General features: G+C 70.9%; 27 protein-coding genes. 11 read left to right on the forward strand and 16 right to left on the reverse strand.

What is annotated here, in order from left to right; all coding sequences use genetic code 11:
- Both R2B38_RS42615 and R2B38_RS42620 read left to right on the forward strand, forming a co-directional pair.
- Positions 1–885, forward strand: coding sequence for a PfkB family carbohydrate kinase (locus R2B38_RS42615; protein WP_318021165.1), 885 nt, complete (start codon positions 1–3; stop codon positions 883–885).
- An 81-nt stretch (positions 886–966) separates the two neighbouring features.
- On the forward strand, positions 967–1,161 hold the full coding sequence (locus R2B38_RS42620; protein WP_318021166.1) for a hypothetical protein: 195 nt from the start codon (positions 967–969) through the stop codon (positions 1,159–1,161).
- Positions 1,162–1,331: 170 nt separating this feature from the next.
- Here R2B38_RS42620 and R2B38_RS42625 read toward each other — a convergent pair whose 3' ends face one another.
- Positions 1,332–2,435 (reverse strand): S1 family peptidase, encoded by a 1,104-nt coding sequence (locus tag R2B38_RS42625; RefSeq protein ID WP_318021167.1) that lies wholly within the window; start codon positions 2,433–2,435, stop codon positions 1,332–1,334.
- Positions 2,436–2,784: 349 nt separating this feature from the next.
- Here R2B38_RS42625 and R2B38_RS42630 point away from each other — a divergent pair, with 349 nt between their 5' ends.
- On the forward strand, positions 2,785–4,251 hold the full coding sequence (locus R2B38_RS42630; RefSeq protein ID WP_318021168.1) for an FAD-binding protein: 1,467 nt from the start codon (positions 2,785–2,787) through the stop codon (positions 4,249–4,251).
- A 14-nt stretch (positions 4,252–4,265) separates the two neighbouring features.
- Here the strand turns inward: R2B38_RS42630 and R2B38_RS42635 are convergent, their stop codons facing one another.
- The 3 genes from R2B38_RS42635 to R2B38_RS42645 all read right to left on the reverse strand — a co-directional run bounded on the left by R2B38_RS42635 (position 4,266) and on the right by R2B38_RS42645 (position 9,180).
- Positions 4,266–7,043 carry an ATP-binding protein gene (locus R2B38_RS42635; RefSeq protein ID WP_318021169.1) on the reverse strand — a complete coding sequence of 926 codons (2,778 nt, stop codon included), beginning with the start codon at positions 7,041–7,043 and terminating at the stop codon, positions 4,266–4,268.
- Between the two features lie 46 nt (positions 7,044–7,089).
- The gene (locus tag R2B38_RS42640) at positions 7,090–7,872 is read right to left on the reverse strand and encodes an SDR family NAD(P)-dependent oxidoreductase (RefSeq protein ID WP_318021170.1); all 783 of its coding nucleotides are present in this window, start codon (positions 7,870–7,872) and stop codon (positions 7,090–7,092) included.
- Between the two features lie 96 nt (positions 7,873–7,968).
- Entirely contained in the window at positions 7,969–9,180 is a 1,212-nt protein-coding gene (locus R2B38_RS42645; RefSeq protein ID WP_318021171.1) for an acyl-CoA dehydrogenase family protein, read from the reverse strand.
- A gap of 219 nt (positions 9,181–9,399) precedes the next feature.
- Here R2B38_RS42645 and R2B38_RS42650 point away from each other — a divergent pair, with 219 nt between their 5' ends.
- Positions 9,400–10,680 (forward strand): FAD-dependent monooxygenase, encoded by a 1,281-nt coding sequence (locus R2B38_RS42650; protein ID WP_318021172.1) that lies wholly within the window; start codon positions 9,400–9,402, stop codon positions 10,678–10,680.
- A gap of 24 nt (positions 10,681–10,704) precedes the next feature.
- Here R2B38_RS42650 and R2B38_RS42655 read toward each other — a convergent pair whose 3' ends face one another.
- Entirely contained in the window at positions 10,705–12,105 is a 1,401-nt protein-coding gene (locus tag R2B38_RS42655; protein WP_411978542.1) for a DHA2 family efflux MFS transporter permease subunit, read from the reverse strand.
- Positions 12,106–12,310: 205 nt separating this feature from the next.
- On the opposite strand from R2B38_RS42655, the gene R2B38_RS42660 reads away from it, so the two are divergent.
- Entirely contained in the window at positions 12,311–12,742 is a 432-nt protein-coding gene (locus tag R2B38_RS42660; RefSeq protein ID WP_033279810.1) for a MarR family winged helix-turn-helix transcriptional regulator, read from the forward strand.
- Between the two features lie 20 nt (positions 12,743–12,762).
- Here R2B38_RS42660 and R2B38_RS42665 read toward each other — a convergent pair whose 3' ends face one another.
- Genes R2B38_RS42665 through R2B38_RS42675 form a run of 3 tightly spaced genes read right to left on the reverse strand, consistent with a single transcriptional unit; the run spans position 12,763 to position 13,859 of the window.
- Positions 12,763–13,149 (reverse strand): fic family toxin-antitoxin system, toxin component, encoded by a 387-nt coding sequence (locus tag R2B38_RS42665; protein WP_318021173.1) that lies wholly within the window; start codon positions 13,147–13,149, stop codon positions 12,763–12,765.
- Positions 13,146–13,445, reverse strand: coding sequence for a DUF1778 domain-containing protein (locus tag R2B38_RS42670; protein ID WP_318021174.1), 300 nt, complete (start codon positions 13,443–13,445; stop codon positions 13,146–13,148). Before R2B38_RS42670 ends, R2B38_RS42665 begins: the two co-directional genes overlap by 4 nt.
- Positions 13,446–13,490: 45 nt before the next feature.
- The gene (locus R2B38_RS42675) at positions 13,491–13,859 is read right to left on the reverse strand and encodes an NUDIX domain-containing protein (protein WP_318021176.1); all 369 of its coding nucleotides are present in this window, start codon (positions 13,857–13,859) and stop codon (positions 13,491–13,493) included.
- 213 nt (positions 13,860–14,072) lie between these two features.
- Between R2B38_RS42675 and R2B38_RS42680 the strand changes: the two genes are divergently transcribed.
- Positions 14,073–15,155: a TDT family transporter gene (locus R2B38_RS42680; protein WP_318021177.1), complete on the forward strand. Its 1,083-nt coding sequence runs from the start codon at positions 14,073–14,075 to the stop codon at positions 15,153–15,155.
- Positions 15,156–15,177: 22 nt separating this feature from the next.
- Here R2B38_RS42680 and R2B38_RS42685 read toward each other — a convergent pair whose 3' ends face one another.
- The 4 genes from R2B38_RS42685 to R2B38_RS42700 all read right to left on the reverse strand — a co-directional run bounded on the left by R2B38_RS42685 (position 15,178) and on the right by R2B38_RS42700 (position 18,668).
- The gene (locus R2B38_RS42685) at positions 15,178–15,630 is read right to left on the reverse strand and encodes a DUF6884 domain-containing protein (RefSeq protein WP_318021178.1); all 453 of its coding nucleotides are present in this window, start codon (positions 15,628–15,630) and stop codon (positions 15,178–15,180) included.
- Complete coding sequence (locus R2B38_RS42690) at positions 15,627–15,833, reverse strand: hypothetical protein (RefSeq protein WP_318021933.1); 207 nt, start codon at positions 15,831–15,833, stop codon at positions 15,627–15,629. Before R2B38_RS42690 ends, R2B38_RS42685 begins: the two co-directional genes overlap by 4 nt.
- Positions 15,734–16,672 carry an AraC family transcriptional regulator gene (locus R2B38_RS42695; RefSeq protein WP_318021179.1) on the reverse strand — a complete coding sequence of 313 codons (939 nt, stop codon included), beginning with the start codon at positions 16,670–16,672 and terminating at the stop codon, positions 15,734–15,736. Before R2B38_RS42695 ends, R2B38_RS42690 begins: the two co-directional genes overlap by 100 nt.
- Positions 16,673–16,799: 127 nt before the next feature.
- Positions 16,800–18,668 carry a Xaa-Pro dipeptidyl-peptidase gene (locus R2B38_RS42700; protein WP_411978612.1) on the reverse strand — a complete coding sequence of 623 codons (1,869 nt, stop codon included), beginning with the start codon at positions 18,666–18,668 and terminating at the stop codon, positions 16,800–16,802.
- Positions 18,669–18,978: 310 nt separating this feature from the next.
- Here R2B38_RS42700 and R2B38_RS42705 point away from each other — a divergent pair, with 310 nt between their 5' ends.
- Genes R2B38_RS42705 through R2B38_RS42725 form a run of 5 tightly spaced genes read left to right on the forward strand, consistent with a single transcriptional unit; the run spans position 18,979 to position 22,411 of the window.
- The gene (locus tag R2B38_RS42705) at positions 18,979–20,463 is read left to right on the forward strand and encodes a toluene monooxygenase (protein ID WP_318021181.1); all 1,485 of its coding nucleotides are present in this window, start codon (positions 18,979–18,981) and stop codon (positions 20,461–20,463) included.
- 14 nt (positions 20,464–20,477) lie between these two features.
- On the forward strand, positions 20,478–20,732 hold the full coding sequence (locus tag R2B38_RS42710; protein WP_318021182.1) for a toluene-4-monooxygenase system B family protein: 255 nt from the start codon (positions 20,478–20,480) through the stop codon (positions 20,730–20,732).
- Positions 20,725–21,075, forward strand: coding sequence for a Rieske 2Fe-2S domain-containing protein (locus tag R2B38_RS42715; RefSeq protein ID WP_318021183.1), 351 nt, complete (start codon positions 20,725–20,727; stop codon positions 21,073–21,075). Before R2B38_RS42710 ends, R2B38_RS42715 begins: the two co-directional genes overlap by 8 nt.
- Positions 21,072–21,386 carry an MmoB/DmpM family protein gene (locus tag R2B38_RS42720; RefSeq protein WP_318021184.1) on the forward strand — a complete coding sequence of 105 codons (315 nt, stop codon included), beginning with the start codon at positions 21,072–21,074 and terminating at the stop codon, positions 21,384–21,386. Before R2B38_RS42715 ends, R2B38_RS42720 begins: the two co-directional genes overlap by 4 nt.
- A gap of 17 nt (positions 21,387–21,403) precedes the next feature.
- Positions 21,404–22,411 (forward strand): toluene hydroxylase, encoded by a 1,008-nt coding sequence (locus R2B38_RS42725; protein ID WP_318021185.1) that lies wholly within the window; start codon positions 21,404–21,406, stop codon positions 22,409–22,411.
- Between the two features lie 73 nt (positions 22,412–22,484).
- Here R2B38_RS42725 and R2B38_RS42730 read toward each other — a convergent pair whose 3' ends face one another.
- From R2B38_RS42730 to R2B38_RS42745, 4 genes are all read right to left on the reverse strand, one after another.
- Positions 22,485–23,039 (reverse strand): YciI family protein, encoded by a 555-nt coding sequence (locus R2B38_RS42730; protein ID WP_318021186.1) that lies wholly within the window; start codon positions 23,037–23,039, stop codon positions 22,485–22,487.
- A gap of 94 nt (positions 23,040–23,133) precedes the next feature.
- The gene (locus R2B38_RS42735; RefSeq protein WP_318021187.1) at positions 23,134–24,117 is read right to left on the reverse strand and encodes an alpha/beta hydrolase; all 984 of its coding nucleotides are present in this window, start codon (positions 24,115–24,117) and stop codon (positions 23,134–23,136) included.
- A gap of 50 nt (positions 24,118–24,167) precedes the next feature.
- Entirely contained in the window at positions 24,168–24,815 is a 648-nt protein-coding gene (locus tag R2B38_RS42740; RefSeq protein WP_318021188.1) for a molybdopterin-dependent oxidoreductase, read from the reverse strand.
- 133 nt (positions 24,816–24,948) lie between these two features.
- Positions 24,949–25,368, reverse strand: a complete 420-nt coding sequence (locus R2B38_RS42745) for a molybdopterin-binding protein (RefSeq protein WP_318021189.1) — start codon at positions 25,366–25,368, stop codon at positions 24,949–24,951.
- Between the last annotated feature and the right edge of the window lie 40 nt (positions 25,369–25,408).

Below are 25,408 nucleotides of genomic sequence, written 5' to 3' on the forward strand. Positions count from 1 at the left end.
GTGGAGAGAGGGCGCCCCGCAGGACTGTTCGTCGGTCTGTGCACCCTGGACGTCATCCAGCTGGTGGACCACGCACCCGGTTCGAACGAGAAACTCACCGCTCGGGACCAGGTCGTCGCCGCGGGCGGCCCGGCGGCCAACGCGGCTGTTGCCTTCGGCCACTTGGGCGGCTCGGCCACGCTCCTGACGGCAATCGGCGCCCACCCGTTGGGAGTTGGGGTCGCGGCCGACCTGGACGCGCTGGGCGTGACCGTCTCCGACCTGGCCGCCGACTCGGTGCGGCCGCCCGCGGTCTCCTCCGTCCTGGTGACCGTGTCCACCGGAGAACGCGCCGTCGCCTCGACCAACGCGACGGCGCACCGGCTCGTCCCGCCCGACGGCCTCGACACGCTGCTGTCGGCCTGCGACATCGTCGAGTTCGACGGCCACCACATGGAACTGGCCGTCGCCGCGGCCCGCTCCGCGCGTGCCCTCGGCCGCAAGACCCTTTTCGACGGCGGCAGTTGGAGGCCCGGCACCCAGGACCTGCTGCCGTTCATCGACGTGGCCGTCTGCTCGGCCGACTTCCATCCACCCGGCACGAGCACACCGGCGGACACGCTGCGCTTCCTGCGGGAACGCGGGGTCGTCTGGTCGGCGGTGAGCGGGGGAGCGGACCCCGTCGTATGGGCGGGCCCGGGCGGCGAAGGCACGGTGGACGTGCCGTCGGTGAAGGTGGCGGACACGCTGGGTGCGGGCGACGTCCTGCACGGTGCGCTCGCGTACCACCTCGCGGGGGACCGCCTGACCTCGCAGGGTTTCGCCGAGGCACTGCGCGCGGCGGCCGTCGTGGCCTCACGGGCCTGCGCCTCGTTCGGCACGCGGGCGTGGATGCGGGAGGGGTGACCCGGGCCGACGCGTCCGCGCCTGAGAGGATCACCGGGAACGTACGCGTCACCGGACCGTACGAACCACGGGGTGGGAAACATGATCGTCGCAGTGCTGCTCGGTGTCCTGGTCCTCGTCGTCGGCGGATGCGCATGTGTGTTCTGGGCCGAGCGCGGCGGGCCCCGCTGGGCCCGTGTCGTGGCGACCGTGACCCTCACCGCGAGCGAACTGCTGCGCAGCTCCGCCAAGAAGCGGCGGCGGGGCCTGAACTCGGGTAGCCAGGGCGACGACTAGTACCGCGACGGTCTTTGCTGTGACGTGGACGACGGCGCCCGCCGGAAGGCCGATTTCCCTCTGTCGGCCTTGCGGCGGGCGCGGAGATCTTCGAGGACTGCGACCGGCACTTCGATGCGGGACTGCCTCTGGCGGTCGCAGGGATCGAGGCGCGGTGCGGGGTCAGGTGATCAGACGACTTCCACTCCGTACCAGGCCAGTGCCTCGTTCACCGGCTGGTAGTAGCTGAAGCACGTGCTGCTGTTCCCTCCCGAAAGAATGCCGAGCGCGGCGTCGCCGGCAAAGAGGGGTCCACCGCTGTCGCCGCCCGCGCGGCAGATACTCGTCACGTCCATGCCTGTGATCTGGTGACCGTCGCTGTAGGTGATCGTCTGATTCTTGAATTCCACGGTGCCGCAGCCGTACTTGCTGGTGAACCCGGAGGCACAGACGCTTTCCCCGAGCGCGCTGTCGCGCGAGTAGGTGATGTCCTGGGCTTCGCCGTTCTGAGCCTCCACGTTCCCGTAGTAGGTCACCTCGCTGGTGTTATAGGCGCGGATCAGGCCAAAATCGTTCCCGTCCGAGAAGTAGTGCCCCGTCGTGTAGCCGATGTAGGTGCCGTCCGACTTGAACCAGTCGTTTCCTCCTTCAATGGTGCAATGTCCTGCGGTGAGGATCGATTTGTACTCGGGGTTGGCCTTGCTGCGTACGGTGAACCCGTACGAGCACGCAACCGTGCCGTTCTGGATGTAATCACCCCCGTTGATGGGAGATGTCGTTTCCGTGGTTTCTCCTGCGATGCGCACGATATGTGCGGCGTCGCCGTACGGTGCGATGAATTCACTCAGTTCGGTGAAGTCCGCGTCGCTGACGGTGCTGTCCGCGTGGATGACCACCTGGTTGGCCGGGACATCTACGCCCCACATCGTTCCGGGTGTTCTGAAGGTGTCGTCGAGCTTCTGCTTGATCGAGTCCAGGTATGCGGTGTCGTACGTGACCCGCTCCGGAATGGCGCCGGCTTCCTTGACCGCTTCCGCGGCCTTGCTGTCGGTGACGGTGACGACGAATCTCTGTCTGTCGCGGTCGAGGTATATTCCAGCCGTGCGGGAGTCTCCCAGGCTGTCGGCTATTTTCTGCGACGCGGCACCGCTCGGCCCTGCTGCCACCGGAACGTCACGGGAAGGGTGATCTGCCTGCGTTTGGGCGTTCGCGTTCGGTGCGAATGTCATGAGGCCGGTGACGAGTGAGGCGAGTGCCAGAGCCCTGACGGCGGAAACAAGAGTTTTTCCGGTCATGCTTTCTGTCCTCCGGTTGTTGTCGAATCGGCTGCGGAGTGAGACCGCAGTTGATCAGCCGGAGGTGAATCTCCAATAGCGGAACGATGAATGCCGTTTTTTCGTTGTTTTCCTTCACCGCAGTGCCTGGATTCGACTTCGCCGCAAAGAAGTGAATTTCAGGGGTGTATGGAATGCGCCTTCTTTGTGCGCATTGCGTTCTGTCTCGTGCGGAACCAGCAAGGTCAGGTCGCCGCGGCACGTGCCGAACCGGTCGGGGAACGCGCCGGGACGGAACTCTTCTCCGCACCCCAACATGCCTAGACTGAGCCGTCGTTGATCGTTTGACGGACGGTCTCAGGAGGACCACATGCCCCGCACCCCGTCTCGACGCACCGCTCTGCGCGGCCTGGTCGCAGGCTCAGCCGTGGTGATCGGCTTCGATCCCTTCTCCCGGAGCTGGGCGGTGACCGACTCCGGCGGAGAACTGAGCGGTCTCCCGCACCTGGACGGGACGCTCCACACCGACGACGCCTCACTCACCGCCGACGCGGACGACTTCGGGCACATCGTGCACCGGCGTCCGGCCGCGGTGCTGCGGCCCGGCTCCGTGCGGGACGTCGTCGCGATGGTGCGGTTCTGCAATCTGCACGGGCTCCGCGTGGCCCCGCGCGGACAGGGCCACGGGACGAACGGACAGGCGCAGGTCGAGGGCGGCCTGATCATCGAGACCGAGCCGCTCGCCTCCATCGGCCAGGTACGGACGGGGAGTTCACGCGTCACGGTCGGCGCGGGCGCCAAGTGGAGCGACGTCGCCAAGGCGGCGATCGCCCACGGCCTGACCCCGCCCGTCTTCACCGACTACCTCGAACTCTCCGTCGGCGGCACCCTCTCCGTCGGTGGCCTGGGCGGCCAGAGCCACCAGCAGGGCGCGCAGGTCGACAACGTCCTCGAACTCGAAGTCGTCACCGGAGCAGGGGAGTTGCTCCGCTGCTCCCCGACCCGCCACCCGGACCTCTTCCACGCCGTGCTCGCCGGTCTGGGCCAGTGCGCGGTGATCGTCGGCGCCACCCTGCGCCTGGTCCCGGCCCCGGAGACGGTACGGCACTACCTCCTGCCGTACGACGACCTCCAGACCTTCCTCGATGACCAGCAACTCCTCGCCACCGAGGGGCGGTTCGCCTATCTGGAGGGCCAGGTCGGCGCGGACACCGCCGGGGCCTTCAACCAGTTCGCCATCGAAGCCGTCGCCTACGGGCCGCCGGTGGGGGACACCCCCGACGACGCGGCCCTCCTGCGGGGGCTGCGTTACGTCACGTCCGGCGCGCAGATCACCGACCTCGCGTACTACGACTTCCTCGACCGGCTGGCCGCCTCCGTCGCCGCGCTGAAGGAAGCGGGGCTGTGGGCCTACGCCCACCCGTGGCTCAACCTGGTCATGCCGGGCCGTAGGACCGCCGAGGTGGCCGGCGCGCTGCTGGAGGCGCTGACCCCGGCCGACCTCGGACCCGGCGTCGTCCTCCTGTACCCGCTGCTCCGCGAACACCTCCACACCCCGCTGCTCCGCATGCCCGACGACCCGATGCCCTACCTGTTCGCGGTCCTGCGCGCCGCGCCGCCCGAGGACACGGCGACCGTGCGACGGCTGCTGGCCGCCAACCGGTCCGCGTACGAGACGGTCCAGGCGGCCGGCGGTACCCAGTACCCGGTCGGCTCGATCCCCTTCCGACACGCCGACTGGAAGCGGCACTTCGGGCCGGTGTGGAAGCGGTTCGCCGAGGCCAGGAAGACGTACGACCCGAAGGGGATCCTGGTTCCGGGGCAGGGCATCTTCTGAGTGCCCCCGCCGATCTAGTCGGGCGGCAGGTCCGCCAGCGCGTCGCGCAGCGCGGCGCGGGAGGCCACGCCCAGCTTCGGGAAGAGCTGGCGCAGGTGGGCGGCGACGGTGCGTGGGGAGAGGAAGAGGCGTTCGGCGATCTGCTTGTTGGTGAGACCGGCCGCCGCGAGGAGGGCGATCTCCCGTTGCTGGGGTGTCAGTGACGCCGGTCCGGTGACTCCGGTGGTTCCCACGGACAGGCCGGTCGCCCGCAGCTCGTTGCCCGCCCGCGCTGTCCAGGGGCGGGCACCGAGTCGCTCGAACGTCTCGATGGCGTCGGCGAGTTGGGCGCGCGCCTGGGTCGTGGCCTTCACCCGCCGGAGGCGTTCGCCGTGGGCGAGCCGGACCCGGGCCAGCTCGAAGGGCCAGCGCTCGGTGCCGGGCACGGCGAGCGCCTCCTCGAACAGGCCGAGCGCTTCCTGGTCCGCGGCCGCGATCGCCGCGGAGGCCTTCACGAGCAGGGCCAGCCGGGGCGAGATCGCGGCGATACCCGCGTCAAGTGCCGCCGCAGCGTGGGCTGTTGCCTCCGAGGCGCGGCCCGTTCTGACCGCGGCCTCGACGAGATCCATGACGACGAACAGGGCCGGCGGGACGTGCGAGGCGAGTTCCCCCGCGGGGCTGATGGCGCACGCGTGCCGGTAGGCATCCTCGAACCGGCCCTGGCCGAGCGCGGCGAGTGCCCGCGCATGCGACGCGCACGACAGATAGGAGCCGACACCGCGTGGTGTCGCCCACAGGGTCATCTCGTCCGTGAGGGCCTTGACGGCGGTCTCGTCGCCCCGGGCGGCGGCGACCAGCGCGCGTTGGTACAGGAACTCCGTCGACAGCAGCTGGTAGCTGTGGGCTTCGCCCAGATCCCGGCCCTGCGCGGCCTGCGCCTCCAACTCGTCCCACTCACCTGCCGCGAAATGGTCCCGGCCCAGGTACACCAGCCCCTGGATCTCCACGGTGAGCGAGCTGTTGTCCCGTCCGTCGCGGAGCACGCGCCGCAGCGCCGTCCTGCACGCCGGCAACCGGTCGACGTACAGGGAGGTCATGGCGAGCCGGATGATCCTGACCGGGTCGGCCTCCTGGTCGAGGGAGGCGATCGCCTCGTCGAGTCTGCCGAGCGCGGGCGGTGCCGTGCGCGCCGGGTCGGCCATCGTGCTGAGGGTCAGGGCGAGTTGGTCCGGGATCCCCGGTTTCAGCAGGCCGAGCGCCCGGTGCAGCGGCTTCCACAGTTCCGTGCGCTGACTGCTCTGGCACAGCCAGGCGAGGGTGTACAGCGCGTCGATCATGGTGGGATCGGCGGCGTCGTACGGCTGGTGCTGCATGTCGATCGCGCCGACGAGCAGCCGGTGGGCGGTGTCCAGGTCGCCCTCGCCGCTGAGGAGGATGTGGTGCGCGGCGGCGACCGCGGCGACCAACGGTCCCGCCCGTCCGCCGTCGGCAAGGCGGGCCTCTTCGAGCAGCCGGGGCACATCGCGCAGATCGCCGGTCAGATCCGCGCCGAGATAGGCCGCCTCGGCGATCCGGCGGCTGCGCTCGTAGCCGCGCGGGCTCAACTCCGCGGCGCGCAGCAGCGCGGCGATGGCACCGCCCGCGTCACCGCGCCGCACGGTGTCACGCGCCACCGCCTCCAGCAGGCTCGCGACCTCCTCGGTGGGCTCGACCGTGGCGTGGGCGAGGTGCCAGGCGCGTCGCTCGGGGCGGTCGGACCAGTACTCCGCCAGGGCGTGGTGCACCTCGCGGCGCTGCTCGCTGGTGGTGAGTTCCACGACGGCGGAGCGCGTGAGGGGATGGCGGAACACCAGCCGGCCGGTGGTCGCGTCCACGAGTCCGGCCCGCTCGGCGGGCGCCAGGTCCTCCATGCCGGTCCGCTCGGACGTGGCCGACGTGAGGACGCGCAGATCGCCGGTGCCGTCCAGGACCGCGTACAGGAGGAGCAGGCGGGTCGACGCGGGCAGTGTCTCGACGCGGGACGCGAACACGGCCTGGAGGCGGCGGCTCAGCGGCAGCAGCTCGGGCACCGCGGCTCCGGAGCGCTGCGGGGCGGTGAGCGCGTCGGGCAGTTCGAGCAGGGCGAGCGGGTTGCCCCGCGCCTCCGCCAGCAGGCGCTCGCGTACGCGCGGGGCCAGGGTCGGGGTGTGCGCCTGGATCAGCGCCGCGGCGGCCGTCGTGTCGAGAGGCCGTACGTCGTGATGGGGGACTCCGCCGCGTTCGAAGAAGCTTCCTTCTCCGGAGCGGTAGGCGCCGAGGAGGCCGACCCGGCTGCCGGCGAGGCGGCGGGCGACGAAGCCGAGGATCACGGCGCTGGCGCGGTCCAGCCACGGGAGATCGTCGACGATCACCAGCAAGGGGCGCTCCTCGGCGGCTTGGACGAGGAGGGTCAACGCCGCGTTCGACAGCAGCAGTTGATCGGAGGGCGCGCCCTGGTCCAGGCCCAGCGCGACGCTCAGGGCGGTGCGGTACGGGTCGGTCAGACGGTCGAGTCCGGACAGCAGCGGCTGGAGAACCTGGTGGAGACCCGCGAAACTGATCGCGCTCTCGAACTCCACACCGGCGGCCCGCACGACCCGGGCGCCCGCGTCGCGAGCCTGTCGGGCCGCGGCGTCCAGCAACACCGTCTTGCCGACTCCGGCGTCCCCGGACAGCAGCAGCGCCCCGCCGGCGACCATGGCCTCGTCGACGAAGCCCCGGACCAGCCCGAGGTCGTGATCACGGCCGATGAGCGTCTCGGCCGGACGCGACACAGCAAGCCCGTCCCCGTCCATGCGCCTCTCCCTTCCGACCTCGGAACTTTACGCCCGCCCCCCAATGTCATCTCATGAACAGGCCGCCGTTGACGTCGAGCGTGGCGCCGGTGATGTAACCGGTGTCCTCCCCGGCCAGATGCCCCACGAGGGAGGCCACTTCCTCCGGCCGCCCGAACCTGCCCACGGGGATACGGTCGGCGGCGCGGCGCAACGCCTCGGCGGGGAGATCGTCCATCACGGGCGTCTGTACGGCCGCGGGAGCGACGGCGTTGACGGTGACGCCGTGGGGAGCGAGTTCCTGGGCGAAGACCTTGGTCAGCACCAGGACGCCCGCTTTCGCCGCCGCGTAGTGCGGGCCGGCGACCAGTCCGCCCTGCTGCCCCGCGAGCGACGCGAGATTGATGACCCGGCCCCAGCCGCGCTCCCGCATCGCCGGGGCGCAGAGGCGGGTGAGGACGAGGACGCTGCGCAGATTGGTGGCCATGAGGGCGTCCCACTCGTCGAGATCGACGTCCCACACGGAGCCGGGTGCCGTACGCGCCGCGTTGTTGACCAGCACGTCGGGGCTGCGCCACGCCGAGGACACCGCCCGCACCGCGCGCTCGGTGCCCTCGGGGTCGATGACGTCGGCGCGCACCGCGATGGCCGAATCCCCTTGAGGATCAAGGGAGTTGGCCAGGGCCCGCGCGCCGGTGTCGTCCTGGTCCAGCAGTGCCACGCGCAGGCCGCGGCGGTGCAGTTCGGCGGCGATCGCGGCACCGATGCCGCGGGCCGCGCCGGTCACCAGGGCGACCTTGCGGTCCGCTGCCGGGCGGGTCGGGTCTGCTGACGGTCGGGGCGCACCCACCGGTTCGGGTCTCCTTCGTTGTGGGGTGCCGGTATCGGACGACGTCTGTGTGTCGGTACACCGATATGTCGGCACGTCGGTATGTCGGTTCGAGGATCAGACGACGTCGGTGTGGGGGAGGGACCGGCCCAGCAGGACGCGGCCGTAGAGTTCCCGGCTGGTCTCGACGCTCAGCGCCGCGTGGCGGGAGGCCGTCCCGATGTCGCGCCAGGCGCGTTGCAGCGGTGAGTCGTCGGAGAAGCTGCCCGCGCCGGCCGTGTCGAGGAGGAGACTCACCGCGTCGCGGGCGCAGCGCATCGCGTGGCTGCCGTCCATCCTCAGCCGTGCCCGGGTCTCCAGGTCGGGGCGCCGTCCCTCGCGTGCGGCCTCGTCGATCTCGTCGGCCGCGCGCCGTACGTGCAGTCTGGCGGTGTCGATCAGCGTGGCGGCCTGGGCGACGTTCAGCTGGTGAGGAGCTGCCTCCGCCGTATGGGCGTGCAGCGGAGAGACCGACCGCTTTCCGCCCGCGAGGTCCCGGACGACCAGTTCCAGAGCGCCGCGGGCGATGCCTACGCCCGTGCCGACCAGCGGCAGATTGATGGAGAGCGGGAAGACGACCCGGGCCTCGCCCGGGTGCCGCTGGACGCCGATGCCCTCGGCGATCTCGGCGAACGACACGAACCGCTCGTCGGGGACGAAGAGTTGCCGCGCCAGCGCCGTCCGGCTGCCGGTGCCGCGCATGCCGGCCATGTGCCAGGTGTCCGCCACGGTCAGCTCGGACGCGGGGACCAGGGCCAGCCCCCGCTCCGGCCGGCCGCGGTCCTCCCGGACGATGCCCAGCAGCACCCAGGCCGCATGGTCGATGCCGGATATCCACGGCCACCGCCCGCTGAGTTCGAGGCCGCCGGGTACCGCCGTGACCGAACCGGACGGATTGGCGGCCCCGCAGAGCAGGGCAGCGGGCTCCGCCTCCCAGACCGCGGTGCGGACGGCGTCGGGCAGTTGGGAGGCGAACAGCGCGGCCCCGTACGCGATGCCGACGAGCCAGGAACTCGACGCGCATCCCGCGGCCAGCTCGGCGCACACGTCGACCGCCGTGCGCACACCGGCGCCGTGGCCGCCGTAGCGGCGCGGCGTGCCGAGGGTGAACAGCCCGGCCTCGCGCAGGGCCTTGGCGCTCGGCTCGGCCAACGTCCGCTGCTGCTCGGTCTGTTCGACGTGGGCCGAGACGACCGACGCCACCTCCCGCGCCACATGGACGAGTTGGGCCTGGCCGACGGCCTCGGTGACGCTCCGCGATAAGTGGTCCCGGCTGTTCCGGTGAGTCATCGGGGTGCCCTCTCTGGCGTCTGATCCGTGACGGACGGTGCTGTTCCGAGCGGGATCAAAGCCGCCGCGCAACAACATCACCTTACCTGGAGGAGATTCCTCCGGATAAGCTGGCGGCGGCGTCCGCGACTGAGAGCCGTTCTTCTCGCGCCTGCCCAACAGCCGACTGGCCAGGCCGAGTTGGCGCGGCCGTAGGGCCCTGAACGCAAGGGAGAACACGTGAAGATCGTCGTGGTGGGCGGCGGAGTCGCCGGTCTCGTCACCGCCCTGAGCCTGCACGCCGCAGGGCTGACTCCGCTCGTCCGCGAGTCCGCCCGCGAACTGCACGCGGTCGGCGTCGGCATCAACCTGCTTCCCCACGCCGTACGCGAACTCACCGAACTGGGACTCGGCGACGCCCTGGACGCCATCGCGCTGCCGCCGGAACGGCTGGTCTACTGCGACCGTCGGGGACGCCGGATCTGGGAGGAGCCGCTCGGTCTGGCGGCCGGTTACCGGTGGCCCCAATACTCCGTCCACCGCGGCAAGTTGCAGATGCTGCTACTCGACGCGGTCCGCACCCGCATCGGGCCCGACGCCGTCCGCACCGGCATGGCCTTCGAAGGCTTCGAGCGCTGTGAACGCCCTGGTCACCAAGAGCCGTTCGAGCGTCAAGAGCCAGGCGTGGCAGCGCACTTCGTGGACCGGCGCACCGGAGCGCCCGTCGTGATCGAGGCCGACGTCCTCGTCGGCGCCGACGGCATCGACTCCCGGCTGCGGGCCCAACTCCATCCCGGCGAGGGGCCTCCGCGCGGGAACGGCGTGCGGATGTGGCGGGGCATGAGCCGGTACCCGCACATCCTCGGCGGGCGGGCGATCGTGGTGGCCGGCGGTCGCCCCGGGGACAAGTTCGTCGCCTACCCTGTCGCCGACCCGGCGGTGGAGGGCGGACCCACGCTGATGAACTGGGTGCTGGAGATCCGCCGACCGGAGTCCGGCGAGGGACCCGACCGCTCCAACCGTCCGGTCCCGACGGACGAGGCGCTGGCCGGGCTGTCCGGGTGGGAGCTGCCCTGGGTCGACCTGCCCGAGCTGATCCGCGGCTCCACCGACATCCACGAGTACCCGATGGTGGACCGGGACCCGCTGCCGCGCTGGAGTTTCGGCCGGGTGACCCTGGTCGGCGACGCCGCCCACCCGATGTACCCCATGGGCATGAACGGCGGCTCCCAGTCGATCGTCGACGCGCGTGTCCTGGCCTGGACGCTCTCGCGGCACGACGATCCGGTACGGGCTCTGGAGCGGTACGAGAGCCTGCGCCGCGAGCCGCTGAACCAACTGGTGCTGGCCAACCGCGAGTTGGGTCCCGAGAAGATCATCGCCCTGGCCGAGGAGATCGGCGGCCCGGTGCCCGTCGAGCGTGCGACGGCTGTGTCGCAGGGGTACAAGGAGCTCGCCGGGTGCACGACCGCCGTGCTCAACTCCAGGGAATCCTGGTCGACTTCGCCGGTCGGTCGGTGAGGGGTGCGGCCGGCGCCGTGCCGGTCAGTGCGCCTCCTCGTGGTGTCGTAGCCGGGCCGGACCGTTCCCGCCGCCCGACGCGGTGGTGCCTCGCGCGGCGGCGCGGGCCGCTCCGTCGGGGATCGTGAAGGCGAAGACGGCGGTCGCGGCGGCGAGGGCGGCCAGGGTCAAGTAGGCATGCTGGTAGGCCGAGATGGGCGGATTCGCCGCGGCTGCCGGCGGGGTGCTCAGGACCAGGGCCGTGGTCACCGCCGCCGGTGCGAAGGCGCCGCCGGTCTGCCGTACGACCGTGTTGAGAGTGGACGCCTGGGCCAGGTCCTTGCGGGAGAGGGTCGCCAGCGAGGCCACCGTGGTCGGCATGAAGACGCCGCCCATGCCGATGCCGAGCAGGAACATGTAGCCGCGGAAGGTCCACAGGCCGGTGTCCTGGTCGCAGGTGGCGAGGTGCAGCAGGACCGCGCTCACCATGGCCAGGCCCGAGCCGATGATGACGCGGGGGCCGACCCTGGAGTAGAGGATCCCGGCGACCTGGACGGTCAGCAGGACACCGAACGCCTCGGGGAAGGTGCTCGTGCCGGACTCCAGCGCGGAGCGGCCCTGCCCCTGCTGGAGGAAGAGCGGCCCGAGGTACATCGCGCCGAGGATCGGCACCAGGCCCACCAGGTTGATCAGGTTGGTGTCCCGGAAGAGCCGGTCCGCGAAGAGCCGTAGCTTCAACAGCGGTTCGGAGACGCGCAGTTCGAAGGCGATGGCGGCGGCGAGCAGCACCGCGCCGAGCGCGAGGGCGGTGACGACGGAGGGGGAGGACCAGCCGCGGTTGGGGCCCTCGCAGACGCCGAACATCACCCCGCCCATGGCCGCCGCGCTCAACAGCAGCCCGGTGAGGTCGAATCGGCCGGGTCGGTGGCCGCGGTGCCCGGCGAGGAACAACGCGCCGAACACCACGGCGGGCAGGCCCAGCGGCAGGTTGACGTAGAACACCCAGCGCCACGACAGATGGTCCACCAGCAGGCCGCCGAGCATCGGCGCGGCGGCCGGGGCGATCTGCTGCGGGATGATCATGTACCGCGAGATCCGCACCTGCTCCCAGGAGTTGAAGGTGCTGAAGAGCAGCGAGGACGCGGCCGGGAAGAGCACTCCGGCGGACAGGCCCTGCACCGCGCGGGAGGCGACGAGCTGACCGAGGCCGGCCGCCGCGCCGCACAGCAGTGACGAGACGAGGAAGGCGCCGAGGGCGGTGAGCAGCACCCGCTTGGCGCCGAACCGTTCGACCAGCCAGGCGGAGGCGGGGATGGCCATGGCCAGGCAGACCGGATAGACCACGACCACCCCGTCCAGGGCGGCCGTCGTCAGGTGGAACTGGCGCGCGATCGACGGGAGCGCGACGGTCGTGATCGCTCCGTCGACGATGGCTATGAACGTCACGCAGACGCACATCACGGGGACGACGAGACGCTGGCCGGGGCGGCGGAGGCGGAGCCGGCGGAGGTCCGGAGAGCGAAGGTGAGGGGCGAGGGGGACGGGAGGGCGTCGGAACGGCAGCACATGCTGAGCATACTCACTATGTGGGTGCTCATTGAAGCCGCCCGGGGCTCGTACAATCGGCCCTCACCACGGAACGGGGAACGCCATGGCAGTGCACGGCAGCAGCGACATCCTGGTCGACGAGCTCTACGAGACGACGCACCAGCTGCGCCAGTTCGTCGAGACCCGGCTGCGCGCGGGCGGGGCCTCGGTCGCGAGACTGCGCGCCCTGCGGATGCTCGCGCACGCCGAACAGCCCCTCCGTATGCGGGACTTGAGCGAGATGACCGGGGTCGCGGCACGGACCACGACCAGCATCGTCGACAGCCTGGAACGCGACGGACTGGTGGAGCGCGTCCGCCATCCGCACGACCGCCGCGCGTTCCTGCTGCGCCTCACCGACAAGGGCCGGGAGTGCCACCGCGAGGCGGAGGAGATCGACGGCCTCGCGCTCGCGGAGGCGACGGCGGAGCTGGACGCGGAGGACCGGGCGCAGCTACGGACGCTGCTCGCCCGCATCCGGAAGGCGACGGCCTGAGGGCCGAAGGCCTCGTGCGCTCAGGCGGTGGTCCAGTCGCGGAGCTGACGGGCGATCCGGGCCAGGCCCAGTTCCCCGGACGCGGTGTCGCGGACGAGTGCCACGGCCGCCTTGGGCGGGTAGTCGAGGCGACGCCCGTTGAGGATCAGGTAGGCCTCGGTGGCGTGCCAGGCGAAGGCCTCGTTCGAGTGCTCCAGGCACGGCAGCTTCGCCAGGGTCTGCAGCAGCGCCGCCGCCTTGAGGTGGAGGGAGCCGTAGATGTCGCGCTCCATCGCGCGGGCGTCCACCCGGGCGGCAGCGGCGTAGAGCGGGCCGTAGTCGTCGACCTGGGGATCGCGGTCCAGCAGTTCGGCGGCGTGCAGCAGGAAGGTGACGTCGAGCGCGAGCGGTGGTTCGGGCTCGGTCACGCGGCGTGCCCCTGCTCCTGGCGCTCGAGTTCACGAAGGGCGTCCGCCTCGGCCGCCCGCTGCTCCGCGCTGGGATCAGCGCTGCCGGGCTCGGCCGCGAACGCCGCGCCACTGCGCGCCATCGACTCCTTGAAGCCGTCGAGGAACCGCTCCTCGACGGCCGTCGCGCGAGCGTAGGCGGCCGAGAGGATGTACTCCTGCAGGCTGACCCCGGCCTGCTTGGCGGCGGCCTCGATGGCCGCGCGCTGCCGGGGGTCTCGGAAGCGGAGGTTCATGGCCTTCGGCGTGTTCGGCATGACGTCCACGGTACCAGTGGTACCACGCACGGGAGCCGGTGTTTCCTACACGGGGGTATGACCCTCCAGGTAGGTGCGCACGGCCGCCGGCAGCCCGACGCCGATGGCATCGGCGAACGACGCCCAGCGCAGCTGCCCCGCGGTGAGCTGAGCCTCCCCCGACGGATCGTCGCTCAGCAGCTGGCACACCACGGCCGCCGCACCCCCGGCCCCGGACTCCAGAAGGCTCGTTCCGTCCACCAGGAAACCGGTGAGTTCGTACACCGCCCGCGCGGCGGCGGCCTGCGCCGTCTCGGCCTCCTCGGGAATACCGGACGGCAGGCTCCAGCCACCCTGCACATCCACCAGCAGCACCCGCCCGTCGTTCACGACGAGCGCGTCCACCGCGTCCTCGGCGGCCTGTTCCAACGCCATGTCCCAACCGTCCCTTCGCGCACGGCGTGACCGTTCGTCCGGCCACGTCCGAGCCCGTTTCCTACCCGGGACGGATCGGTTCACGCGGGACGGACGCGCCGGGAGACACCGACGTTGCCCGCGGACTCGGCCGTCCCCTCGATATCCGCCAAGCCTCCCTCGCATCAGGACACGACCGACCACACCACCCCCACCCCGCCCTACGTTGGGCCCATGATCAGCTCCACATCCCCGCCCACGCCCCCCAGCACAACCCGCCCACCGCTCAGCCCCAGTTGGTTCGCGGCCGTGATGGGCACCGGCATCGTCGCCGACGCGGCGGTCACCCTCCCGCGGAGCCTCCCCGGGCTGCGGACCGCCGCCACGGTCGTCTGGGCCGGCGCCGTGCTGCTGCTGGTCCTGCTGGCCGTCGGATACGTCCGGGACCGGGCGCTGCGGTCGCACGCGGCGGATCCGGTCGTGGCGCAGTTCTTCGGCGCACCGCCGATGGCCCTGCTCACGGTCGGCGCCGGAGCGCTGCTGCTCGGCCGACGGGTGATCGGGCTCGACGCGGCGCTGGACGTGGACCGGGTGCTGTGGTCGCTCGGCACCGCACTCGGCCTCGCCACCGCGTGCATGGTGCCGTACCTGATGGTCACCCGGCACCGCTTCGCGCCGGACGCGGCGTTCGGCGGCTGGCTGATGCCGATCGTGCCCCCGATGGTCTCCGCCGCGACCGGCGCCCTCCTCGTCCCGTACACCCCGCCCGGTCAACTCCGGCTCGCCCTGCTCCTCGCCTGCTACGCGATGCTCGGCCTCGGCCTCGTCGCCGCCCTGCTCGTCCTGACCATCCTCTACGGCCGCCTCGTGCACCACGACGCGCCCACCGGCGCCATGGTGCCCACGGTGTGGATCGGCCTCGGAGCCCTGGGCCAGGCGGTGACCGCGCTCGGCGCGCTGGCCACGGCGGCACCGAGCGCACTGCCCGCGCTCTATGCCCGGGGCGCCGAGGCCCTCGCGCTGCTGGGCGGAGTCCTGGTGTGGGGCTTCGCCCTGCTGTGGCTGGCGCTCGCCACCGCCCTGACCGCACGGACGATCCGTGCCGGGCTGCCGTTCGCGCCCACCTGGTGGTCGTTCATCTTCCCGTTCGGCGCGCTGGTGACCGCCACCAACTCCCTTGCCGCGCGCACCGGTTCGGTGTTGTTCGTCTGGCCGGCCGTCGTGTTCTACGCGCTGCTCGTGCCGGCCTGGATCGTGGTGGCCGGCGGATCCCTGCGCCACGTCGCCGGACCGCGCTTTCGGCGCCCCGTGAACTGAGCAACTCCCCTGGCTGAGCGGGCTAGTTGACCGCGCCCTTGCGCAGTGCCGCGAGGCGGGCCATCTGTTCGCCCATGCCGCGGGTTCCGGCCAGCGGGGTGAGGGCGTGCGGCCAGACGGAGTGGACGAGGCCGACGTGCCGGGCGCCGCCGAGGGCGACGACCGGGTCGAGAAGCACGATGCCGCGCGACGTCGCCTGTTCCAGGACGAGTTGGGACGTCACGGCGTCCGACCCGCCGTGCGGGGTGTCGTACGGCTCGACCACGTCGTCGAGGCCGAGCAGGCCGTACCGCGCGGAGAGGATCAGCAGCCGCTCCGGTCGCAGCGCGTCGGCGGCCTGGCGGCAGGCGCGGTGGTACGAGCCGGTGTACAGGTCGGCGGCACGTGCGGGCCGGTCCAGTTTGCGGCTGCCGCACGGGATGACGACGAGTTCCGGCTGGAAGCAGTCGAGCTGGAGGTGGTCGTTCGGGGTCATGCCTGCCTGTCCTGTTCTGTGTGCGTGATAGCCGTACTCGAGTCGGTGTCCGTGTCCGTGCCCGTACGGGTCGTCCGGAAGCTCGTCCGGAACACACCCGGCGTCACCCCCAAGTGCCGTACGAACGCCCTCCGGAGCGACTCGGCCGAACCGAACCCGGTGCGCCGCGCCACCACCGGCAGGGAATCGTCACCGGTCTCCAGCAGCACCTGGGCCGCCTCCAGCCGGACCCGCTCCACATACCGGGCCGGGTCGTCCCCAGCTCCTCCTCGAAGAGCCGGCTCATATGGCGGACGCTGACGCCCGCCCGGCGGGACATGGCGGCCAGTGTGTGCTCGGCGCCGGGGTCCGCGGCGACCGCGTCCAGTAGCCGCCGGAGCATCTCCAGCCGGGAGTAAGGGAGTTGGGAGCGGACGCTGAACTGCGACTGTCCTCCCGGGCGTCGCATGAAGACGACCATGTCCTTGGCGACCGCCCGCGCGACCTCCGCACCGAAGTGCTCCTCGACGAGCGCCAGGGAGAGATCGATACCGGCCGAGACGCCCGCCGAGGTCATCATCGGGCCGTCCCGCACGAAGATCGCGTCCGGCTGGACCCGCACGGACGGGAAACGCACGGCCAGTTGCCGGGACTGCCGCCAGTGCGTCACGGCCCGACGCCCTCGGAGCAGCCCGGCCGCAGCCAGCAGGAACGCGCCGGTGCACACCGACGCCGTGCAACGCGCCATGCCGTGCAGCCGCCGTACCGCGTCCAGGAGGGTCTCGTCCTTGATCGCCGTCTCCCATTCCGGGCCGCCCGGGACCACGAGGACGTCGTACGGCTCGCGTACGTCGTCCACGGCGAGGTCGGCGCCGATGCGGGTCCCGGAGGAGGTGATCACCCCGGTGCCGTCCTCGGACACGAGCCGCACCCGATAGCGCCCGCCGAACTCGCCTGCCGACGCGAACACCTCGATCGGGCCGGTCACATCGAGCAGCCGGACGCCCGGGAAGACGAGGACGGTGACGGTGAGGGGGCCCGTTCCGGGACGGTTGTGGTTCATCGGACAGCCAGCATGCGTCGGTGAACGGTGCCGGTGCCACGACTGGTTTCCTCCCTGCTGGGAGGCAGGACCTCCCAGCAGGAATCCCCGGCGTACCGGCCCTCCGCCGGGTCCGTTGTCCCGCTGACTACGGGGCGGGCAGGCCGGGTTGACCGACGACCGGCAGGCTTAGGGACGTGTGTGCCAGATCGACAGTGATCGTCGGCCGGTCGGCCGCGCGGGTGGCGATGCCCCAGTCGGTGCCCGCGACGATCAGGGCCAGCCGATGCCCGGCGGGGACGACGTGGTCGACGCTCGCGAGCGTGAGGGTGAGGCTGTACGGCTTGCCGGGCGTGAGCGGCTGGACCCTGTGCGCGTCGGCGGCGGTGCCCAGTGCCGCCCAGCCCCGGCTGAAGACGGTGCTCGTGACGTGCTTCGTCTTGGCGGCCGTCTTCTTGTAACAGCCGCTGTCCTGCGCCGAGTTCGCGCCCCAGCAGGACGTTCCGGAGACCGTGGAGACGCCCAGACCGCCGGTGTCGTAGGCCCGGATGGTGGCCGGGCCCAGGTCGACGAGGACCGCCGACAGGTCCGCGGTCGCCGTCGTCGAGGTGGCGGTGAGGGTCACCTGCGAGGCGCCGGAGACGCGCAGTGGTTTCGTGAGGGGCTGGGTGACGAAGCCCGCCTTCTCACCGGTCGGCTGGTCGATGTGCGCGGCCCAGTCGAGTTCGGACTTCGCCGTGGCGTCGGTGAAGGTCTCGCTCCCGCCGCTTCCCGGTTTCGTGCTGAGCGTGCCCACGCCCGCCTGTGCGCCCTGAACGGGGCTGAGGCTCACGGGAGTTGTGGACTTCGGCGGCCAGAGGGCGTCCGTGGTCCAGTGGTCCGGGGTCCGCTCGATGTCGGCCATCGGCGCGCGGTCGATCCCGTTGTCGTAGCCGAGGAGCGCGTGGTCGAACCAGCGGTGCAGGGTGTCCACCCACTGCGTACGGCGGTAGTCGAAGGGGTCGACGTGGCCGGTCTGGGAGAGCCAGATCTTGCGCTCGACACCGTTCTTCGCGAGCGCGTCCCACCACTGGCCGAAGTTCTTGGTGCGGACGGTGAGGTCCTGTTGGCCGTGCACGACGAAGACGCTCGCCGTCACCTTCTTCGCGTCCGCCACATAGTCGCGTTCGGCCCATATCGCCGACCAGTCACCGGACTTGGCGGCCGCGTCGCCGAGCGGCTTGTTCACGGCGGCGCAGCGGGCGCCGGCGGCCTCGCTCTCGACCGTACGGATCAGCGCGCCGGGCGTGGGCGCGTTGCCGACCAGCCCGGCTCCCTGGGAGAAGTAGGCGTCGTACCAGGAGGAGATGGAGCTGATCGGGACGATCGTCTTCAGGCCCCGCACGCCGGTCGCGGCCACCCCGTTGGCGATGCTGCCGTCCCAACTCTTGCCGATCATCCCGGTGTTGCCGTTGGTCCAGTCCGCCTTCGCGGGGGTGGTGCCGGTGTGCGTGGTGTAGGCGTGGGCGCGGCCGTTGAGCCAGTCGACGACCGTCTTCGTGGACTGGATGTCGATGGGTCCGCCGGCGTCCGTGCAGCCGTCGGAGCGGCCGGTGCCGGGGAGGTCGACGGCGACGAAGGCGTAACCGCGCGGGACGAAGTAGTTGTCGTAGAAGAGCGGGAAACCGGCCGGATGGCCCTTGGCGTCGTAGGTCTTCTTCTGGCTCTCGTTGCCGCGGCCGCAGCAGGAGTAGTACGGACTCGCCTCCAGGATGACCGGTATCTTCCGGCCCTTGGCGGCGGGTTCGGCGGGGCGCACGATGTCGACGGCCACCCGGTCGCTCTTCCCGTCGCGGTCGTCGTCGCGTCCGGTGTCGACCCAGACGGTCTCCCGTACGGCCTTCTTGTACGAGTAGAGCGGCCTGCTCTCCCCGGAGGGGCCCGCCGAACTCGACGCCCCCGCCCCCGACTTCGCCGTCGAGGCCGCGCCGACCGCCTTCGCGACCGTGGGGTCCGTCGAGGAGGAGCAGCCGGCCAGCAGGGCGGCGACCGCGGTCGCGACGAGCGCCGACAGGGCGAACTGCCTCCGGGGAGGGCGTTCGTGGGATGAGGTCGTGGAAAGGTTGGGGTGCACGTACAGGTAACGGGGCGGCCCTCGCGGGAGGTTGTCGTGAGGGCGGCGGAGTTTCCAAGTCGCTCTGTGCGGAGCGGTCCTGACGTAGCGTCAGGGCAATGGGCAATAGGCGATTGTCGGACATGTGTCCCGTTCTGCTGGCAGTGGGTGGTATGCCGGTGGAAAATGCGGCTACGAGGCAGCCCGCGCACCATTCCATCAGGATGTGATCCGCATGCTTCTCACCCAGGACGACTGGTACGAGACCTCGCGCGACCTCGACTGGACCTTCTCGTACGTGGACCGCGCCGCCGCCTTTCCCCCGGAGTGGACCGGCGCCGAGGGCATCCCCGAGGACGCGTGGGACGCCTGGGAGGAGCCGTTCCGTGTCTCGTACCGGGACTACGTGCGCGTCCAGCGGGAGAAGGAGTCCGGGGTCAAGGCGGTGAGCAACGCCCTTCAGCGGGCCGGGAGTTACGACCAGTTGCCCGCCTCCCATGTCGCCGCCTCGCAGATGCACATGGGGCTGATCACGATGGTCGAGTACATGGCCGTCACCATGCAGAGCCGGTTCTGCCGCTTCGCACCCTCCCCGAAGTGGCGCAACCTCGGCGTGTTCGGACTGCTCGACGAGACCCGGCACACCCAGCTCAGCCTGCGCTTCTCGCACGCCCTGCTGAAACACGACACCCGTTTCGACTGGGCGCAGAAGGCGTACCACACCAATCAGTGGGCCGTCATCGCGGCGAAGAGCCTCTTCGACGACATCATGCTGGGCGCCGACTGCGTGGAGGCCTGCCTCGCCTCCAACCTGACCCTCGAACACGGCTTCAGCAACATCCAGTTCGTCGCCCTCGCCTCCGACGCGATGGCCGCCGGCGACGTCAACTGGTCGAACCTGCTCTCCTCCATCCAGACCGACGAGGCCCGCCACGCCCAACAGGGCTTCCCGACCCTGGAAGTGGTGATGGCCCACGATCCGCAGCGCGCCCAGCGGATCGTCGACGTGGCGTTCTGGCGCGCCTCCCGCATTTTCCAGACCCTCACCGGACCGGCGATGGACTACTACACGCCGCTCGACAAACGGAAGATGTCCTACAAGGAGTTCATGCTGGAATGGATCGTCGACCAGCACGAACGGGTGCTGGAGGACTACGGGTTGAAGCGCCCGTGGTACTGGGACGACTTCCTCCACTCCCTCGACAACGGCCAGCACGCGATGCAACTCGGCCTGTGGTTCTACCGGCCCACCCTCTTCTGGAACACCAGCGCCGGAGTCTCGAAGGACGAACGGGCCTGGCTGAACGACAAGTACCCCCAGTGGGAGGAGAATTGGGGCGTCCTGTGGGACGAGGTCATCCGGAACATCAACGCCGGACACATCGACCGCACCCTCCCCGAGACCCTCCCCGCGCTGTGCAGCGTCACCCAACTGCCCCTCGGCACCGCGATGTCGCGTGAGCGGCTCAACCCCGTCTCCCTCGTCCGCGACGGCCGGATCCACCACTTCGACAGCGAGATCTCCAAGTGGTGCTTCGAGCAGGAACCCGAGCGGTACGCGGGCCACCGCACGGTCGTCGACCGGTTCATCGGCGGCGACATCCAGCCCATGGACCTGCCCGGCGCACTCGCGTGGATGGGCCTCACCCCGGATGTCATGGGCGACGACACGGATGGCTACCGCTGGGCGCGCGAGTACGCCAACGACCCCACCGCGTAAGGGGATTCACCCACATGGCACTGTTCCCCATCGTCGGCAGACTGGTCGGCGACTTCATCCCGCACCTGGTGGCCGTCGACACCGACGACACCATGGACACCGTCGCCCAGAAGGTGGCCGTGCACAGCGTCGGGCGACGGGTGGCGGCTCCGCCCGGCGTCCCGTCGTACGACGTGTATCTCGACGACCGGAAGATCGACCCGTCGGTGACACTCGGCGAACTGTCCCTGCTGCCCCTGCAATGGCTGGACGTGCGATTCCGTGACTGAGGAGGCCCCCGACTATGTGCCGGTGGCTCCTCAAGACGCCCTGTGGGACGGCGAGATGGAGCCCTTCGCGGTCGACGGCACGGAGATCCTGCTGATCCGCGTCGAGGGCGACTACCTCTCCTACCAGGACACCTGCCCGCACCAACGGCAGTCCCTCGCCGAGGGCGATCTCGACGGCACCGTCCTGACCTGCGCCTTCCACCTCTGGGAGTTCGACGTGCGCACCGGCCGGGGCGTCAACCCGCGCGGCTCCTGCCTCGTCCGCCACGGCACCCGCATCGCCGACGGCCAGGTGTACGTCAGCCGCCGCCCGTCCGACGAAAGGCAGGCACCCACCCCATGACCGTCTACGAACTCGACGGCGACGCCCCGCTCGACCCCGTCCTCGTCGGCCCGGTGCTGCGTTCCGGACCGCTCGCGGACGCCGTCATCGAGGCGGTGTCCGACGACAACCCCGACCGGGACGTGTACGTCGTGGACCGCGACGACTACGTCCGCGTCCACACCCCGCACGAGTGCCGGCTGACCCGGCGCAGCCTGGAGGAACACCTCGGCGGGAGCTTCCAACTCTCCGCCCTGGAGATCGAGATGCCCTCCTTCAAGGGGCGGATGCGCTCCCGGTCGCAGGAATACATGTGGTTCAACAGCGAGTGACGAGGTCTGGAGAAGCCATGGCACAGCAGCGTGACCGGCAGCGCGCGACCCGCCTGCGCACCTGGAGCGCCTTCGGCGACCTGGGCCGCCGTCCCGGCGAGTACGAGGTCCTCACCCACGGCATGAACCACACCATGGGCGCCACCCCGCTGGAACTCCCGCCCGAGGCGCACGGCAACCGCTGGCTGCGCGAGCACCGCGACGGCATGGCCCTGACCGTGCCCGACTGGGACGCCTTCCGCGATCCCGACCGGGTGACGTACGGCAGCTATGTCGCGGCGCAGGACGACCGCGAGACGTATGTCGAGGGCCTGCTCGAACGCTTCGACGAGGAACAGCACGACGAACGCCTGACGGCCCGTCAACTCGACCTGCTGGCACTGGCCGTGACCCCGGCCCGCTATCTCGTCCACGGCCAGCAGATGCTCTCCGCCTACCTCCAGCAACTCGCCCCCGGCAGCTACGTCGCCACCTGCGCCGCCTTCCAGACCGCCGACCAGCTCCGCCGCGTCCAGCTCCTCGCCTACCGCACCACCCAGCTCGCCCGCACCCACCCCGACCGCGCCTTCGGCCTCGCCGAACGCACGACCTGGGAACACCAACCGGACTGGCAACCGTTCCGCCGGGCCACCGAGGAAGCATTGGTCGCCTACGACTGGGACGTCGCCCTGGTCTCCTTCCAGCTCGTGGTCAAACCGGTCGCCGACGCCGTCCTCCTGCACGGCCTGGCCCGCCGCCTCGACACCGTCGGCATCCCCCTCGACTCCCTCATCACCGACGACCTGGGCCGCGACGCCCACCGCGCGGCCCGCTGGACCCGGGCCCTCCTGAAGTTCCTGACCGACGCGGACCCGGGAAACCGGGCGGTTCTCCAGGGACACCTCGACACCTGGGCCACGCACGGCACTGCCATGGCCGCCGCGGGCGCCCGACTGCTGGGTGCGCCGGACGCCGAGGCCACGGCGCTGGAGACGTGGGACGAACTCCTGTCGGCAGGCGGACTTGCCCGACCCCGGACACCGTAGGCGCGAACTCCGACGACCGAGGCGTCAGTCGACGAGCTGACGGAATGCGGCAAGGGCGGTGGTGTCCAGCGGCTCAGGCCGGACGCCCGCCGAACTGCCAGTCGTGCACCTCGATGTCGGCGTACCGGTGCCGGGTCAGCACGGCGCGCGCCGTCTCCGGGTCCGGTGCCCGGAGCAACGCCGCCGTGCCCAGCCAGGCTGCGCCGTCGTCGGACAACAGGGGCCCGTACGCGATCAGTTCGTCGTCCCAGCCGGGCGGCACCGCCAGGTCCACGGCCTGCCCGGCGCCGAAGCCGAGCACCAGATAGCGGTTGCCGCCGGTCCGGCCGCCGGGGAAGTCCCACATGGTGCGGCCCAGCGTGTTGCGCCACCGGCGCAGCAGTACGTCGCGGTACACGCCGGCCTGGTGGTTCGGCTCGTCGAAGGCGAACGCGCGGGCGGCGGCCGGATCGGGCAGGTCGAGGATGTGCACGCTGCCGGTGGGGGTGTCACCGTCGTCGGCGAGCGTCGGACCCCGGGCGATCATCTCCTTGGCGTACTGGTCCATGTAGGACCAGTGCCGTTCCACCAGTTCGTCGCGCAGGGCGAGGGAACCGGGCCGGTCGCGGTGGTAGCAGAGGAACTCCATGCCCGAAGGATCTCCTCGCGGAGCTGACCGGGTCGAGCGGGTTTCCCCGCCCGACCTACCGGTCAGGTCACTTGGCTCGGACGACCACGATCGGTCAGGCCCCGCCGCCGGCGTCGCGCTCGCAGGTCGTGAGGAAGTCGATGAGCGCCGCGTTCACCTCGGCGGGGCGTTCCTGCTGGGTCCAGTGGCCGCAGCCGGACAGCTCGATGGGCGGGCGCACCAGGCTGGGCATGAAGTTCGGGAGCTGGGCGATGATGTCGCGCGCGCCGGGGAAGGCAGGGACGAGGTCGCGGTCGCCGAAGATGTACAGGGCGGGGCGGGTGATGACGGCGTTGTTCCAGGGCGCGGTCAGGTCCCAGTTGCGGTCGAGGTTGCGGTACCAGTTCAGGGCGCCGGTGAAGCCCTTGGAGAAGCTCTCGGTCAGGGTGTCGAGATCCTCCTCGGTGAGCCACTCCGGAAGTACCTCGGGGTCCTCCATGGCGGCGAGCCAGCCCTTCTCGGGGTCGACCAGCGGCTGCATGATCTCGCCGGAGGGGGAGGCCGAGGCGGAGGCTGAGTAGAGGAACTTGCGGAGCGTGGTGCGGGTGTCCCTCGCGAACTCGGCGTCGGCGACGCCCGGTTGGTCGAAGTAGTTCCAGTAGAAACGGCCCTGGAAGATCTCCTGCATCATCGCCAGCGGACGCTGCGTCCCCCGGTACGGCGGCGGCACGCTCAGCCCGGCCACCCCGAGCACCAGGTCCGGCCGCAGCAGCGCGGTGTGCCACGCGACCGGCGCGCCCCAGTCGTGCCCGACGACGTACGCCTTCTCCTCGCCCAACTCCTGGATCAGACCGACGACATCGCCGACCAGGTGGAAGATGGTGTACGCGTCGACCTCGTCCGGGTGGTCACTGCTGCCGTATCCCCGCTGGTCGGGGGCGACCACATGGAAACCCGCGTCGGCCAGCGCGCCGATCTGGTGGTGCCAGGAGTGCCATGACTCCGGGAAGCCGTGCAGGAGGATCACCAGGGGGCCTTCGCCCTGCTCGGCGATGTGCAGACGGATGCCGTTCACGTCGACAAAACGATGCGTAACCATGCGGACGAGGCTACGTGCCGTGCCTGCCGGGTCGCGTGGCGGGTTTCGGCCTAACGGCCGGGCGGCTGCGCCTCGTCGCCGTCCTGCTCCTGGTAGGAGTAGCGCTGCTCTTTCCACGGGTCGGCGATGTTGTGGTAGCCGCGCTCCTCCCAGAACCCGCGCCGGTCCTCGGTGAGGTACTCGATGGCGCGCAGCCACTTGGGGCTCTTGTAGCCGTACAGATGCGGCACCACCAGCCGCAGCGGGAAGCCGTGTTCGGCGGTGAGGGGCTCGCCGTCGTGGTGGGTCGCCAGCAGGGTCTGCGCGGCCGTGAAGTCGGCGAGGCGGAGGTTCGTGGAGTAGCCGTACTCCGCCCAGGCCATGACGTGCGTGACCTCCGGCGCGGGCGGCACCAGGTCCAGGACGGTGGCGGCCGGGATGCCGTACCACTCGTGGTCGGTGGAGGTCGGGCCGGACGCGCAGTGCAGATCGGCGACGACCGTGACATGCGGCAGTGGCGCGAGCTCGTCGAACGTCCAGAGGCGCTCGGCACCGTCGGCCGTGGCGCCATGGACGCGCAGATTCCACCGCTCGGGACGGAAACGGGGGACGGGCCCGTAGTGCGAGACCGGCCAGCCGTGCACATGACGCTGGCCGGGCGGCACGGGACGGGACGCGTCGGCGGCGGCCTCGGCCGTGCTGTGTCGGTCGCCTGCCACGGGTGACGCCCCTTCTCCGCTGGTCTCCTGGTTACGGGTACCTTCCCCGAGCAGCGTAGGCGCTCACGCGCGACGGGACCCACGCCGGGTCCCGGTGCGCGTGAGCGCGTCGCCCGACCGTGGAGTTCCCGCGTCAGACGGTCGCCAGGGACACCTCGGTCGACTTGATCAGCGCGACGACCGGCGAACCGGTCCGCAGACCCAGGTCGCCGACCGCGTCCTTCGTGATCGCCGCGGTCAGTTCGCCCCCGTCGACCGTGACCTTGACGACGGCCATCGCCCCGCCGGTGGCGACATCGCTGACCGTGCCCGGCAGCTGGTTGCGGATGGACACCCCTTCCACCCGGCTCGTGGCGAGCGCCACCTCGGTCGACTTCATCATGGCGCGCACGGCCGTGCCCTCGGCGAGTCCCAGGTCCTTCACGGCCTCCAGCGTGATCGCCGCGGTGAGGTCCTGGCCGCCGTCGAGGCGCACCTTCACGGTCGCCATCACCGCGCCGGGCGTGACGGCCGCGACGGTGCCGGGAATCTGGTTGCGGATGCTCAAGCTCATGACGGAACGCCTCACAGAGAAGAGGGAAGGTCTGGATTGC

The sequence above is a fragment of the Streptomyces sp. N50 genome (assembly GCF_033335955.1).
Taxonomy (GTDB): Bacteria; Actinomycetota; Actinomycetes; order Streptomycetales; family Streptomycetaceae; genus Streptomyces.